9 protein-coding genes are annotated in these 15,944 nt (G+C 42.9%); 1 reads left to right on the top strand and 8 read right to left on the bottom strand.

Annotated elements, in window-relative coordinates; translation table 11 throughout:
• Positions 1 to 63: 63 nt before the first annotated feature.
• Positions 64 to 2,406 carry a glycoside hydrolase family 3 N-terminal domain-containing protein gene (locus DXD68_RS07215; RefSeq protein WP_122360951.1) on the bottom strand — a complete coding sequence of 781 codons (2,343 nt, stop codon included), beginning with the start codon at positions 2,404 to 2,406 and terminating at the stop codon, positions 64 to 66.
• 148 nt (positions 2,407 to 2,554) lie between these two features.
• Here DXD68_RS07215 and DXD68_RS07220 point away from each other — a divergent pair, with 148 nt between their 5' ends.
• Positions 2,555 to 3,445 (top strand): AraC family transcriptional regulator, encoded by an 891-nt coding sequence (locus tag DXD68_RS07220; protein ID WP_122361101.1) that lies wholly within the window; start codon positions 2,555 to 2,557, stop codon positions 3,443 to 3,445.
• Positions 3,446 to 3,456: 11 nt separating this feature from the next.
• Here the strand turns inward: DXD68_RS07220 and DXD68_RS24255 are convergent, their stop codons facing one another.
• The 7 genes from DXD68_RS24255 to DXD68_RS07255 all read right to left on the bottom strand — a co-directional run bounded on the left by DXD68_RS24255 (position 3,457) and on the right by DXD68_RS07255 (position 15,881).
• Positions 3,457 to 5,706 carry a hypothetical protein gene (locus DXD68_RS24255; RefSeq protein ID WP_199715422.1) on the bottom strand — a complete coding sequence of 750 codons (2,250 nt, stop codon included), beginning with the start codon at positions 5,704 to 5,706 and terminating at the stop codon, positions 3,457 to 3,459.
• A gap of 12 nt (positions 5,707 to 5,718) precedes the next feature.
• Positions 5,719 to 7,641, bottom strand: coding sequence for a glycoside hydrolase family 97 protein (locus tag DXD68_RS07230; protein ID WP_122360952.1), 1,923 nt, complete (start codon positions 7,639 to 7,641; stop codon positions 5,719 to 5,721).
• A 37-nt stretch (positions 7,642 to 7,678) separates the two neighbouring features.
• Positions 7,679 to 9,481, bottom strand: coding sequence for a DUF4838 domain-containing protein (locus tag DXD68_RS07235; RefSeq protein WP_122360953.1), 1,803 nt, complete (start codon positions 9,479 to 9,481; stop codon positions 7,679 to 7,681).
• Between the two features lie 140 nt (positions 9,482 to 9,621).
• Positions 9,622 to 11,688 (bottom strand): hypothetical protein, encoded by a 2,067-nt coding sequence (locus DXD68_RS07240; RefSeq protein WP_122360954.1) that lies wholly within the window; start codon positions 11,686 to 11,688, stop codon positions 9,622 to 9,624.
• A gap of 12 nt (positions 11,689 to 11,700) precedes the next feature.
• On the bottom strand, positions 11,701 to 12,777 hold the full coding sequence (locus DXD68_RS07245; protein ID WP_122360955.1) for a hypothetical protein: 1,077 nt from the start codon (positions 12,775 to 12,777) through the stop codon (positions 11,701 to 11,703).
• A 34-nt stretch (positions 12,778 to 12,811) separates the two neighbouring features.
• Positions 12,812 to 14,302 (bottom strand): sulfatase family protein, encoded by a 1,491-nt coding sequence (locus DXD68_RS07250; RefSeq protein WP_122360956.1) that lies wholly within the window; start codon positions 14,300 to 14,302, stop codon positions 12,812 to 12,814.
• A 19-nt stretch (positions 14,303 to 14,321) separates the two neighbouring features.
• Positions 14,322 to 15,881, bottom strand: a complete 1,560-nt coding sequence (locus DXD68_RS07255; RefSeq protein ID WP_122360957.1) for a sulfatase family protein — start codon at positions 15,879 to 15,881, stop codon at positions 14,322 to 14,324.
• Between the last annotated feature and the right edge of the window lie 63 nt (positions 15,882 to 15,944).

A 15,944-nucleotide genomic window follows, 5' to 3' on the forward strand; every position in this document is an offset into this window, starting at 1 on the left:
GTTCTTACTTACTGTACAATAGACATTATTATTGTTTACTTGTACTATCTTGCGATATCTCGTTTACATCACCTCAAAACTGCCATCCAACCTGATATCCTCAACCGAAGAACCTATCATCACCTTAAACTCGCCCGGCTCCAATACTTTCTTCATCTCCGGATTCCATACCTTCAGATCTTCCTTTTTCACGACAAGCTCGATTGTCTTTGTCTCACCAGCTTTAAGATATACTTTCTTAAAAGCTTTAAGAGCCTTTAGCGACGTACTGGTGCTACTCACCATATCACGGATGTATAACTGCGTGACCTCTGCCCCGTCACGCTTACCTGTGTTGGCTAGTTCGCAAGTAACCTTCACCACATCGTCCGCTTCTTTTATATGCATGTTTTTATATTCGAATGTAGTATAGCTCATACCATGACCAAAGCAGAACAAGGGTTTCGGATGTGCAAAGACATAATCACGACCGGGATTTTCCGGCGTACCCGGACTCTTGTAGAACCCTCTGGCAGATGGTTTCTGAGCAGCATACATAGGTATATGCCCTGTCGTTGGAGGAAAGGTCATGCTAAGACGACCGGAAGGATTGACCTCTCCAAACAGTATACGCGCTACAGCCTCTCCACCTCTCTCTCCCGGATACCAGGCTTCGACAACCGCATTCACCTTCTTCGCCTCTTCACCAATCGTCAGCGGACGACCGTTTATCATCACAAGCACGATCGGTTTACCGGTAGCGGCAACGGCTTCGAGCAGTTGTGGCTGAACACCTGGAAAATCCAATTCGTTACGATCATAGCCTTCACCGCACGTAGCCAGTTCTTTGGAGTTTTCATCACCCCAGCCAATACCCGAAAGTGTTTGGCTTGTACCACCCAGCACCAAAACAACCGCATCACTATTCTTTGCAATCTCTACTGCCGAAGCGATACTGTCGGTAAACAACGATGTGATACCACAGCCGAGAGCGTAATTGACCTTTACCTCATCCCCTAGGTATTCCCTTAATCCCTGAAGGACAGTAACACCATAGTCGTTATTTTTTGTAGGACTGTAATCACCAAACTGCACTTTATCGGCATTCGGACCGATCACAGCCAAAGATTTCAGTTTGCTTTTATCCAATGGCAGTATGTTATCATTATTTTGTAACAAAACAATAGACTCCTCAGCTATACGCCTTGCCAAATCCACATTTTCCTTCGTATGGACTTTCTGTTGATCGTTTTTATGCACTTTAAAGGGACGATCGAACAACCCCATTTTAAATTTCATCGTAAGAACACACCTTACACGCTCGTCGATAACCGACTCAGGTAACCGACCCTCCTTGACAAGTTCTACCAAATGTTTATATCCGTATGCACTGGGAGCTTCCACATCCACTCCGGCTGTTATGGCCTGAAAGCCTGTTTCCTTTGGTCCGTCGGCTGTATGGTGGAGATAATTCATCATGCCTATAGCCCCATAGTCAGAGAAGATATATCCTTTGAATCCCCATTCATCGCGAAGTACATCCTTCAACAACCATTTACTGGCATGAATAGGCACACCGTCTATCTCATGGTAACCAGGCATAATACTATAGATATTAGCCTCTTTCACTGCTGCCTCAAAAGGATACAGGTGATCTTCCCTCAATTCTCTTTCTCCAACCAATGCCGGAGCAATATTAATTCCGGCTTCCGGTTTGGAATAGGCAACAAAGTGCTTTCCCATAGCTGCCAGCTTCCCGGGAGCTATCCCCTTTGCGGACTGTACCGGCTCACCTTGTAACCCTTTCACGAAAGCTACCCCCATCTCCTTTACCAGATAAGGGTCCTCCCCATAGCATTCTTCGACACGTCCATAGCGGGGATCCCTGGCTATGTCGAACAAAGGAGAAAGAGCCTGATCCACACCGGCGAGCAGGGCTTCCTCGGCTATCACGCCAGCCATTTCCTGGATCAACTCCGGATTCCATGTCGAGCCCAAGCCGATCGATTGAGGGAAAATAGTTGCCCCCAGTGCCATATGTCCGTGCAAGCACTCGGCAATCTGAATGGCGGGGATACCCAACCGGGTCTTTGTCCGCAGATATTGGTCGGCTGCTTCCGAATAAACCGCAATCTTTTCGTGTTCGATAAAGGGACTTTCCAGGCAACCGATACTCTCACCATTGAAAAGGGAATCCAAGGAACCGACCGTCACCTTTCCCTTTTTGTCTATTTTCAGCCGGTTCAGACTTTTCATATTCAACTGGCCTACTTTTTCTTCCAACGTCATACGTCCCAGCAAATCACTGACGCGTTGTTCTACGGATAATTTCGGATTTTTGTAAGGAAAATCTGACGTGGCCGCCAGAGAATGAATGCCTAAACTACAACTTAGGGATAGGCATAACAGCATTGTTTTTCTTTTCATGATATCGTTTGTTTTTCTATACTGCACATGAAGTGTAAGTTAAAACAAAAATATAAATAACCATTTCGATAATAAATAGCAAATAATTGCTTATTCCGTGGATTATTATTGCTTACTTTACAGTGTCAACCCGATTATTATATGTATTATGGCAAAAGTAGAACTTGGTTTTTCCGGCGAACGTTTCATCTATCTGCCGATCCCTATGATCAATCTGATGGAAGACAGTCCCCTCACAGGCGACCTGTATCTTTATTCCATGGGCTTTTTTGCGCGTGCTTCCCACCATTATATAAACCGTCCCGAAGGATGTGACGAATATCTGTTCATTTATTGCAAGGACGGACGGGGATGGGTCGAATTATACGGGAAACGGAAAATGCTGGAGGCTAATCAATTCATCATACTTCCACGCCACATTCCGCATGCTTACGGAGCAGACGAAGAAAATCCCTGGACTATTTACTGGTTACATTTCAGAGGAAGCAAAGCGCCTCTTTTCTCCTCCCGTTTCGATAAGCCGACGTCGGTTCCTCCCTCAGCACAGTCGCGGATAGAGGAACGGATCGATTTGTTTGAAGAGATGTTCAATACTCTGAATGAGAGTACGGACATGGATCATATGCATTATGCCAATCTATGTTTTGCTCATTTCCTGGGATCGTTCCTTTTTATCAATATTTATCGCAAGCAGTTCCGCCAAAAGGAATATTCGGAAAACATAATCAACCGTGTGGTACATTTCATGAATGATAATATCGAATCGAACCTGAAGATTACGGACTTTGCCAACTTCTGCGGTTATTCGGAATCCTACTTCTACCGTAAATTTGTCAAAGAGATCGGACATCCCCCAATGGACTATTTCATCCGTCTGAAAATAGACAAAGCCTGCAAGCTCCTGATCCAGACAGATATGAAGGTGAATCAGATTGCTCACAAGCTTGGCTTTAAAGAGTCTCAATACTTCTCCCGTACGTTTTCCAATGTGATGGGGGTTTCTCCACTAGAGTTCAGAAAGCAGAATTTCAAGTTATAACATATAGTATTTCAGAGATTAATTTCTTTAGTCTCTCCCGGATTCAGGGAGATAGACTTCAGCCCATTTACGGAAGCCGGCATCAATACGTTGCGTGCTTCTTCGGAGGTTTCCGCTAAAATCCGCACATCGGCAGAGTAAGTCGTGGGGTTGGTTATTTTCAATACCATACGGCCATCGCCTCCCTGCTTCTTTTCTACCTTCAAGTGGTCGAATACAGTTACCTCCTGCCGGTCTGTTTGCACATAAATACTTGGAATTTGGGTAACTGTCAACAAGGCACCCACTTCACACCAAGAGCAAGAGGCAAAGATATTGCCGCCAACTCCACCTTTACCTTCCCAATCACTCAAATTGACACGTTCACACATTCCTCCCCAAGGCATGGAACCGATCGGGCATTCCTGGCGACTGACATATTGAGGTAATCCATGGGCTATATCTTCCAACAAATCAAGTGCACGCCTGTCTGCCGTCGCACGATAATATTTCAACAAACTATGTCCGGACCAAGTACAGATACCAGGTGCACCATGTTTGTTGGCTACGCTCGCCCAAACCGCACCGGTTGCATGAGCACCCGCTTTCTCCATAGCTGATCCTTTAGGAAAGTGAAAATCGTAAGAGACCGTCCAGCTGGCACAAACCGGCAACAATTCTGCCGCATATCGTAACCACTCTTTATCCCCCGTCTCTTCATAAAGCACCGTAAAAGACTCGAATAAAGCAAAAGCCGACTCACTATCCGGTGTTGACAAAATCTCACCCGGCCCCCCGGTAGTATAGCCCTTCTTGACATACTTATCATAGAACCAACGTCCCCCTAGTATGGCTACCTCCAGATAACGCGGGTTATTATAGGTCTTAGCCGCCATAGCCAAACCGGCAGGAACAATAGCCCCGGCGCATGAATTACCTATACAAATATCACCAGTCTCCACATCTACGAACTGACCGAACTGACCATATTTATCCCATAGACGGACAAAAGCATCCGCCTGCTTGCGTGTACCTTCCTTCCAAGAATTTTTTATCTGTTCTCCCCTCGACTTCAGCAGATTCATCTGTAATTGCGCAAGGTACAACCAGTCACCTTGCGAACGAACAAAGGTTACATTATCTTCCAATGGCTTCCCGTACCCAAATCCATAAAACTCTTTGCCATCGCCATAGGCATAAAAGAAACCGGACTTGGCTTGCGTGCGATCATAAATAACATCCAAGTTCTTCATGGCACGTTCCTTGTCTGAATCAGTACCCCTCAAAAGGATAGGATAAGTAGCCTGGCCACCTCCGCACCAACCCAGTTGCCAAATGAAGTTCCAGGTTGCTTTATCTTTTACATCACTCAACCAATACATATTGATACGATCATCCCAACGGCGAGTTTGGTACAGATTATTCATCAACGTCCACAAATGGCTATAAGGTACCACGTCATGACGTTCACTCCTATTGAAATCCTTACGAACCTCTACAAAACGATCCATCATATCATTCAACCGTTTTGCTTTAAAGTCGTACACACGGCAAGAGATAGACACTCTTTCTCCCTCTTTCAGAGTTGCCGGAATATCATCTCCATTGCCTGTACGTGTAACAGGAGCCGTGATAGAAAAAGTGGCCTCCGAACGATCTTCATTTTCCTTTATGGTCAAACCATAATCCCCTAAATCATTTCCCTGGTTGGTCTGCACCATCCAAGCCTTACGATCCTTTTCCGAGAAGTAAGCCATCAAAGGAGTGGATGCGTTACCGGAAGTCAACTCAATCGGTTTAGACGGTTCGCCTTTCCTGCCCAATGTAGGCTGAGAAGAAGTGACAGTCGTAGGCATATCCACACGCCACTCGGCTTTGTCATACCAAAAAGGAGGATAACCGATATTCTTGGTAGCAAACCGGTTCCCGTCATAAACGATAGCAGGGACAAAGACATAATTATCCGGTGTCCACTCGTCCATTTCAAAATCTACGGCAAACGAGACATTCTCTGCCGTTCCTTTTTTCAACTCCCAGGTAAACGTATAATCCAGCGCTGTTTTGTCGCCCGGAACCTGTTGTTTATCTGTTCTCAATACCCACTGACACCCTTTGGAGTCTGTTACTATCGAAGTTCCCTTCTCCTCAAAAGAGGTAGAAGCTACTACTTTATTATTTTGATGATATCTCACTAAAGGTTTGATATCCCCTGCAGCATAAGCATTACTCAACGAAAATACCGATGCCATCCATAAACCAGTAATAATTAATTTGTTTCTCATGATAAATGTTTTTTACTTACTCTTTGCAATTTTCAAACAAGCGCCTCCGCCTGGTGCCAACGTAAGCGTAATCGTATCCTTACTGGTCACCTCTTTCTTCGAAGCTTTATACGTTTCCCGATTGTTTAGATAATGCCCATTATCTCCATCTTCCACAATCTCAGCCAAATAGTTACCTTCAGGCAGAAAATCAAGCGGCAAGTTGATGGTACGACCGGATTCATTCGTGGCTGCGCCTACCAGATAAGCCTCCTCCGTCTGACGCATCATAACAATGTATTCGCCAATTACACCTTGCAATGTACGACTCTCCTTCCAAGGCATCTTCTGGGAAGAGATGAAATCGAGCAACTCCGGATATTTCTTATAATACTCAGGGATATCCGGAAGAATGGTGGCACCGGAGAAGGTTATTAAGGTGCGGGCCGCCTCGGACACGACGGTAGAAGGACATTCCTGATTATTGTCCACGCGGGTGGTAGGTCCCTGGCGCAGGTCGAACATACCGTTGTTCATATCCAGCGGACCGGCCACCATATTGACGAATACGGAAGTGACGAAGGTCTTCGGTTCGAACACACGATGAGCATCCAACTGGGCAAAATTGTATTCGCGCGTGACAGCATTCGGCCAAGTACGCATCTGTCCATAGGGGTGCACAGGGCCGTCGTGATAATCCACCAGCAGATGATTTTGGGCACATAGTTCGGTAATCATCCGTGTACGATGGTTTTTCTCCTCCTGTGTTCCGCTCATAAACCCGTATTTCACACCGGCTGCACCCCATTCGCCATATTGCTTCAACGTCTCCTCGATAGGGTATTGACGTCCTCCCACATCATTCAGATATAGCCAGATGCCTACGCCCTTTTCCTTTCCGTACGCAATCAGCTTTTGCACATCGCGTGCCTTGTCTCCCTTTGTCGGATCAGAATCTGATTCAAACTCTGGACCATACCAGTTGGCATCCAGCACCAGATATTTGAAGCCTTGTTCGGCCGCGAAGTCAACCATCCGAATCCAGGAAGGGTAAGACATCGTATACTTAAAGCCTTCCCATTCCGCACCGTCGATACGCCAATCCCACAGGGCGACGCTCGGTTTTACCCAGGAGAAGTCATACGAGGGATCCGGGTCGGGGTTGAGAAGTTCTATTAAATGCGAGTCGACCAGTTCACCCGGCTGGTTGCCGTGCATAATGACACGCCAGGCGGAGGCATATCCGGGGACTAAGGCAGACGGTTTGGAAGCCACGGTAAATTCCGTTTTCCCTTTCTCCGACTTCAACCGGAGCGGTTCGCCCGTACGTAAGTCCGCTTCATGGATAGCCATAAAATGGCGGTCGCTGGCTTGGATCGTCATTACCGGCAATCGTTCCTCTCCGGTTTCCGTCAGTCTTTCCGGACCAAGGTTGTGATATTCGCCGTTGTAATACCATGCCGTATAATCGCCGGCAAAGTTGTAGGAGGTTTCTTCCGATTCCACCTTGGCCTCTCCCGCCAGGTCTTCAGGAATACGGTATTGGAAAGCTACGCCGTCGTTGTAGGCGCGTGCTACCAAGATTATCTTTTCCGGGAAAGCACCCTTACGGCTCAATTCAAGGACCACTTCATTGAAATGGTCATCCACCTCCGTACGTTTTCCCCATATCGGTTTCCACACATCGCGCACTTTTCTCTTGGAGACATCATTGACTTTCCAGCCTTCGCCCGGTATGTCATCGTCACCAACCAAGTCAAAGCCCAATTCAGATTCGTTGATGAGCGGAGTACCTTCCGCCTGGAAAGAATAGGTCCACTCTCCCTCCTCATTCGGACAGAGTTGCATAACCAGGTTGCCGTCGGGTGAGGATAATGTATAGTCGTTATTTGTACATGATGAGCACATTCCCAATAGAGCGATCAGAAAGGCTCCTGATAGAATTCGTTTATTCATTCTGTTTCTTATAAAGTGTTTGTATCTTGTTATTTCTTCAATCGTTCCCGACTTTTCTGTTGATGCCCTCAAAAAACTCATGCATCTGCACATCATACTCATCCGGTGTCGTATGCCACTCCGAAAGACGTGTAACTCCTGTCTCACGGCAAAGAGCAACGAACTCATCCAGACGAGTCAGAATTTCCGGACGCGTACGCCATTTTCCATCTATCTGTTCGAAGCAACGCCTATCTGCCGTTCCTCTTTTTTTCGCTATATTAAACAAAGCATACGTAAGTGGCATATGAGCCACCTTCACCCGTTGTAATATTTCCGGTTGTCCGTCGACGGCCTTCATTGCCTGAGTAAATATAGCTTCGTAACGCTCCATCAACTCATCCCGCAAAAAACCTTTTTCGCAATAATCTTCCGGATTCATAAAGATACCCAACTTCTCGCCGGAAGCCTCCAGTTCATCATGCATCAGATCGATATACCGGCGAATATAAGGGGCTGCCTCGTGGTAATAGTGTTTCAAGAAATCATCCATTTCTGCATTGATGTCGCAATTGGGATTCCAAAGCAAACGAGCAATCAAATACTGGCGCAATTCATAAAACTCACCGCCTATCTCCCGGTTCCCTTGTTGAAAATGGGCATTCGTTCCATTCTCTACGAAAAACCGAATGTTCGGTTGCAAGACCCGTAAGTTAGGGAACGGACTTACCAGGTTTCTAAACTGTACGACATAATCCCAAATCATAATATCCCGAGTCAGTTTACCCCAGGCACGAAGATCTTCACCAAAGTTATCATTCGGATTGGTAGCAATAGGTGCTTGGCGCTCCGACTCAATATTACAAAGCATAATCTGCACATTTTCACGCGGAACGATTGAGCGAGGCGGCTTACGGCTATATTGATAGGCCAACGTTGAAATTACTTTGTCGGGGAAACGCTCAGCCACCCGATTCACAAAATCCAAGACTGAACCGCTGTGACTCTCTTCCTGCTCATCCAGTTTCGCACATTTCTCACAACGGCAATACCCATAGTTGTCATTTTGGCTGACCGACCAGTAGGTGGCTTTCGGAAACTGAGCCATCGCATCTTCCAAATTCTTCACCAGTACATCAAAAACCTCGGGATTGGAAAGACACAACTGAGCCGGATTTCTTTTTCCGTCAATCAACGCATAATATTCGGGATGTGTTTTAAAATATTCAGCAGGCGGAACCAACAATTCAAATGTATGAACCATATATCCCCATTCACCATCCGTCACGCCGTCTAATGTACAATGATCGATTTTATGCCAATCAGAGTAGAACGGATCAAACGCATCGCGATAATGCGTATCACGGAATAGATTAACCGGTACCTGTGTATCATCTATCTTCCCAACCTCTACCTGTTTAAGTTTCGGATACTCAAATACCTTGGATGAAAGACAACGATATCCAAGATATTGATCAAAGAAAGAATAAACTCCGTATAATGTTCCTTTATCTTTGCCACCAACAATCGACAAGCGTCTTCCTTCTGTCCGAATTGTAAATCCGTCTTCTGCAAGTTGGGTTGTATCAATATCGGTATGTGAGGAGGCACCAATCAAAATTTCATACCGCCCGCCAGACTCCGTATCCAAAACCACCGGTAAGGTAACACCGCTACTCAAAGCCAATAACCGACTAAACTCATTAGCGGCATGTCGTTCATTTTCTGTTGCATCCGAAGATACTACAATTACATAGTCACTTCGTCCCTGGTCAGCCAATATTAATGGACCATTTTGACAAGAGAGGAGCAGTGACATCGCCACTACCCCTCCAAGTATTAAAAGTTGGTATATCTTCATCGTTTATTTATATTTGTTTTATAAGCATCTCGATTGCACAAAAATGTACAATATTATCTTAAATTACCAACAAATGTAAATAGCTTTTAGAGCATACAAAATAGCAAATAATTGCCTATTGGGTGGATTATTATTGCTTATTACATCACTTTATATTGTAAGAAGGAATAATCTGCCGGATTGTCAATTGTAAAAGTAACAGAACCATCCTTCGATACCTCTACTTCTTTTGTCTGCTTACTTTTCAAGTTGGATATTTTCAACTTCTTTCCTGCCAAGAATTTCAATTGAATCGGTTTGTTAACCTCTCCATTATGTAACTCCCGGAACAAAAGCAGATAGCCTTCATCCTGCTTGTCATTGATAAACTGGAAACCTGCCCAACTAGCATTAGTCGGTGTCTCGCCTATCGGAAAACTATAGCAGTCAAACATCTTCTCGCGATGCTCCTTATACAGGGAAATAAGAGATTTCAACTCTTTCCGGCCAGCTTCATCCAGATATTGTGCACTCTGGAAAAAGACCGGAATAAAGGGCAATCCCATCGCAAAGCAATAGCCGTGTCCATGCTTGTCCGCATCGCTATAGCGTGTATCGACCCGCTTCGGGTTCTGGAGTAAGACCTGCAACTTATTACTATTGAAATATTTACTCATCAGCCAATGTTGACGCAACACATGATAAGGCACCATGATCAGATGTTCCGGCAACGCCTCCTGTATATTCTGGAAATAGATGCTACCATATTCTTTTGCATAATACCAGCCATATCGCGGATCATCATACTCCGGGCAGAAAGAAAACTGCGTCTTCATCCAAGCATTCTTCATTACCTCACGGATTCCTTTGAAACGATTTTCAAAAGCCGAGCGGTTGTTCAAATGGTCGAAATCCACTTTCCAGGTAACCACATTCGCTTCCTTCAGGTTCTGCAATAAATCCTTTTGTTTAGCCCTTTGAATGGCAATCCAAAGACCCAATTTAACATCGTTCTTCTTGCAAGACTCAATAATATTCTTCCATCCATCCTCATAACTTGGCCGGAACACTTCTTTTTCTCCACCCCAAGGGTTTATCTGCCATCCGTCATCAATACGAAGTACATCTACTCCCAAATCGGCCAAAAGAGGAATCTCCTTTAACAAATAATCCTCAGCAGCAAATTGTCCTCCACCCGGATTGGCCGGTCCCCAAGTATCGTTTATAATCATAATATCCCGCTCCGCGAATACCGGATAACGGGTACGATCGAATTTCTTTAAAGCCAACTGCATACCGCCTTCTCCACCGGAATACACAATTGTCCAGTTCGCCCAACACTCACGGAAACGATCGGACACAATCTCGTTAGGATTCAATCCCCATCCGGTAACGAACAAACCTTGCGGACCGGCATAGAAACTTCCCGTATTATGTCCCTGTTGGTTCATGCATTTATGAGATTCCTTAACGACAATCACACCTTCGTTTTCGTATTCGGACGAAACACAACTAGCCCAATTAATGTCCTCATCCTGGAACACAGGATAACCTACAACCACCTCTTCTTTCAGCATATCCCGGCTTTGGTCATGGCGAGACCCCGGATTATTGTAATAGCCCCAATACCTGCGTTGATTCTTCACCGAATAATCCAACGGCAGATACTCCACACGTCCACTTGGCACCGACAAAGTATGACCAAAATAATTACGACTCGTCTCCTTCTCCGGCAAGCCCTCCGACTTAAAACCTTCCAATGCCTTCACCCGCAATTGCGTCCGCAAACCATTCGCATCCGGAAAAAGCCAAACGACATGTTGAAGTTCCAAACGAGCCGAATCATACTGAAATGTTGTAACTATTTCCAAATGTTCATTGATGAATCCATCATCATCGCTCACCTTGGCTTCAATATCTTTTAAGACGGCTTTAGATGTCGGGGTTATCGCTCCAGGCAAGTCCCAATCGCAAACAACATTCGGTTGTTCCTTCCCCCACTCCTTATTAACAGACAAATCCTTAACAGAGACCGTACGAAGTCCCGCCTCATTCAATATCCATTTACGCTCCATCTTACCGGTAGAAGCGATCAAGGTATCTCCGGAGACGGAGACTGAGGCGGATTTTAAATGCTTTTCAAAATTCGCCGGAAGGGTTTGAGCGCTAAGGACAGTTACACACCCTAATAATAAACCTCCTAACAATATAAATGTATTCTTCTTCATTGTAATTCTATTTTAATATTTACGACACCATTTTTCTACTCTCTTCATTATATCAAATTCTTCCTCTTCAGATTCAGTGGCAATCCATAAAAAGGTATGATCCGGAGACATTATTTCCATGTATTCATCCAAATCCTCCTTAGCCAAATCCACAATAATACCTTTTTTACGGGATTGAACATAACGGATAAAATCCAAATGCTGCATAATAGGATAATCATCTCCCATTCCCTGAACCCATTGTATACATTGTATCTCTGGAACACTCAAGATGGCATCTATATGATTGGCAACACCTTTTCCGTCTACATGATAGACATTATGTGTCATTGTTTTCACTTCCTGTTCCAATATAGGCAACCCCCATTTTATATAATCCTCAGGAGATATCATAAAGGAGAAATCCGCGCTAGGCACATGCATTCGTCCTTTAATCGGAATGTTCATCCAACAGCCGGAAGGCATATCGTGTGCTTTCAATATGGCATCATATTCGTTGTAGACTTCAAGGAAATGGGCAGTTGACAAGTCCATCAGCTTTTTAGTATTTTCGGAGTCCATCACCAGATCCATACACAGATTATTCACTCCCCGCCAAGCCAAAGCACAATCCATACCCGGGTGCAAATCTGTATAACCCACCAGATAGTCTCCCTGGCATTTTTCCAAAGCGACATGAGTCAGCTCCAATATCTTTTTATAATACTTATTCTCTTTGGAAAACTGCAGTAAAGGAAGATCACGTTCGTAATCCTGAATGATTTCATGGTACCAGGATGTAGTTTCTCCAAACTCCATCTCCCCGCCATGAAAAGCAGCATACACATTCGGTCCCAGATTAGGACAAAACATCGGGAATGTTTCTGCATTAAAACGATGTCCTTGTATTTCTGCTTTAAAACAATCCACCTGATATTCAGCATCCATCCAACGATCTTCCAACGTCTGATGGTTACTCTGATGTATCACATCATATTCCGCATTGTGTCTATGAAAACGAATAGGAACCCTATCCAAAATTTCTCCGGCAAACCATGCTTCTATACGATTTACACATTCCTCGTAATCTTTTTTTGTTGTTAGTTCCATGTGTAAAGAATATTTATATTAATATAAGCTTGGATTACTCTTTATTTCTAATTTGTGACAATTCAGAAACTTGCCTTTTCAAATCTAAAGCAATCTTCCAATAAGCAGGCATTACATTATGTAATTCAGACGGATCGTTTTTCAGATTATATAATTCTTCATTTTGATTACTTTGAGCAGGAATCCATTTCCACTCTCCAGACCGTATAGCAATATTTCTCCCATTATTCTGAACAACTAAATATGGGCGATAGATATCTGCTTGAAAATTAAAAAATAGTTGAGAAGCATCTCTACTGTCATTCATACACAAATTTTCTTCTTTAAATCCCAACATTCCAGAAAAAGTAGCTAACATATCAAGATAGCAAAACGGTTGATTTTGAATGAAACCTTTCTTTACTTTTTGAGGCCAACTGAAAATAAACGGGACACGAACTCCCCCTTCATTTAATGCTCCCTTTTCCCCTCTTAAAATCCAATAAGGATTATGTCCGTTTAAATTCTCCAAAGCACCATCGTCATACCCCTCTTTTACCTTTGGACCATTGTCACTACTAACAATAATAATCGTATTGTCAAATTCTCCACTTTCTTTCAAAGTCTTAATTACCTCTCCTACTATATAATCGAATTCTTCAATTACATCACCATAAATACCAGCTTTTGATTTACCTTTAAATTTAGGAGATGGAATCCGTGGCTCATGGGCATTATGAGTAGCAAAATAAAGAAAATAAGGATGGTCCTTTTGATCTTTAATAAATTGTAAAGCTTTATCTAAAAAAACATCCGTCATCTCCTCATCTTTCCACAAAGCGTTTGTTCCACCACTCATCCAACCGATACGACTTATCCCATTAACAATAGTACCATCATGATCCAAATTCGGCTGAAGAGTCAATAATTCCGGATTTTCTTTTCCTGTTGGATTATTTCCAATTTTATGATTATAAGAAACCTGTATAGGGTCTTCATAAGATAAATTGACTACATTCCCATTTTCAATATAAACACATGGTACACGGTCATTGGTTGCCGGGAAAATATAAGAATAATCAAATCCAACTTCTTTGGGACCATTCACTATAGTTTTATTAAAATCAACCTTGTTCTCTCTGCTACCTAACCCTAAATGCCATTTTCCAACAATACCTGTACGATACCCTGCTTGTTGAAATGTTTTTGGCAAATTGTTTTTTTGAGTATCTATCAATAACGGGGCATCTCCTGGTAAAATATGAGCTCCAGCCCGCCATGCATATTCTCCTGTAAGCAAGGCATAACGAGAAGGCGTTGATGTCGATGCAGGCGAATACGCATTAGTAAATTTCACTCCGGTTCGGGCCAATTTATCAAGATTGGGAGTCTTTATTTGTTTGGCTCCATAACAACCGAAATCAGCATATCCAATATCATCTGCCAAAATAAAAATCACATTCGGTTTATCACTTGCTCGCACTGTTGTATGGAGTGCCAATAAACCTAAAGTCGTAAATAATATGTTTTTTTCTAATCTCATCATAACTGTTCCTATATATAATTTATAAAAATCGATTTAAAACATCAGATTGAGCTCCTTTTATCAAAAAAAGAAAACGTTCCTTTAGTCTAGCCAACAAATCAAGTGAATCAACTGATAAATTGTGATCTTGATGAACATCTTCTAACAAATTATACAATTGATAATTAGGAGAACAACCTGTTTCTGTATGAACCAACGGCCAATATGAATCTCCTGAATGAGGAGGTATCATTACCCAATTTTTATGACGATACGCTAAGGTTCTTACACCTTCTAGTATTAAATCTTCACGCCCTTCCTTAGACTGTCCCATAAAAACAGGTAAAAGGTTTTGACTATCCTTTGGTTGGCTAATCTGAATCTTCAATAAATCAGCCAAAGATGCTAAAATATCCATTTGACAAACAAGAGCATCAGACACGGCGGGAGTAATTGTTCCTGGCCACGAAACCATGAACGGAACTCGAGTGCCACCATCAAATAAGCTATTTTTCCCTCCGCGTAACACCCCAGCCGGTTTATGATCTCCCAATAACTCCATTGCCATATCTTTATATCCATCATTTAAAATAGGGCCATTATCACTTGAAAATATTATAAGTGTATTTTGAGCCATTCCTAATCGTTCTAACTCATCCAATAAAACACCTACTTCCCAATCTGCTTCTAATATAGCATCTCCCCTCGGTCCCATTCCTGATTTTCCAACAAACTGTTCATTGGGGACCCGAGGAACATGAGGCTGATGTAAACCGAAATACATAAAAAAATGACTGTTTTTATTATTCTGAAGAAAGTCTATCGCTTTATCAACAAAAACTTCAGCCATAGTTTCATCAGTCCATAGAGCCTTTTTTCCTCCTTTCATATAACCAATTCGAGGTATATGATTTACTATAGCCATATCATGACCATGGCTTGAATGCATTTTTAAAAGCTCCGGATTATCTTTCCCACTAGGTTCTCCTGGAAAGTTATCTTTATAGCTAACATAAATTGGATCATCTGCATCCAACCCTTCAACAAGACCATTCTCCACAAAAACACAAGGTACTCGATCGTTTGTTGCTGCCTGTATATAAGAATAATCAAAACCTATATCATTCGGGTTAGGTGATATTTTCTGATTCCAATCAACATTTCCATTACCTAATCCTAAATGCCATTTACCAATAGCAGCAGTCACATATCCAGCTTCCTGCATTATTTTGGGTAAAGTCTGACAATCCGTAGATATAATTAATGGAGCATCACCGGGTAACACCCTAGCTTCTTTATTCTTCCAAGGATACAAACCTGTCATTAATGCATATCGGCTAGGGGTCGATGTTGCAGATGTTGCATATCCATTAGTAAATCTAATTCCCGATTTAGCTATTCTATCAATATTTGGTGTCCGAATACCTATAGCCCCATAAGAACTTACATCTCCATATCCCAAATCATCTGCTAATATTACTATTATATTAGGTAAATCAGCTTTAGTTTTCCCCTCTACCAAATTACTAAAACCAATCTGGCTAGTTAAAAATATAAGAGGAATGGTAGAAGGCTTTACTAAAAAAAACTTATTCAACATATACTTCTTGTCATAATTATCTATACAACCAATTTAATTAGAGGGTGTCCCCAATATTTAATA

The organism is Parabacteroides sp. TM07-1AC (assembly GCF_003480915.1).
GTDB lineage: Bacteria > Bacteroidota > Bacteroidia > Bacteroidales > Tannerellaceae > Parabacteroides > Parabacteroides chongii.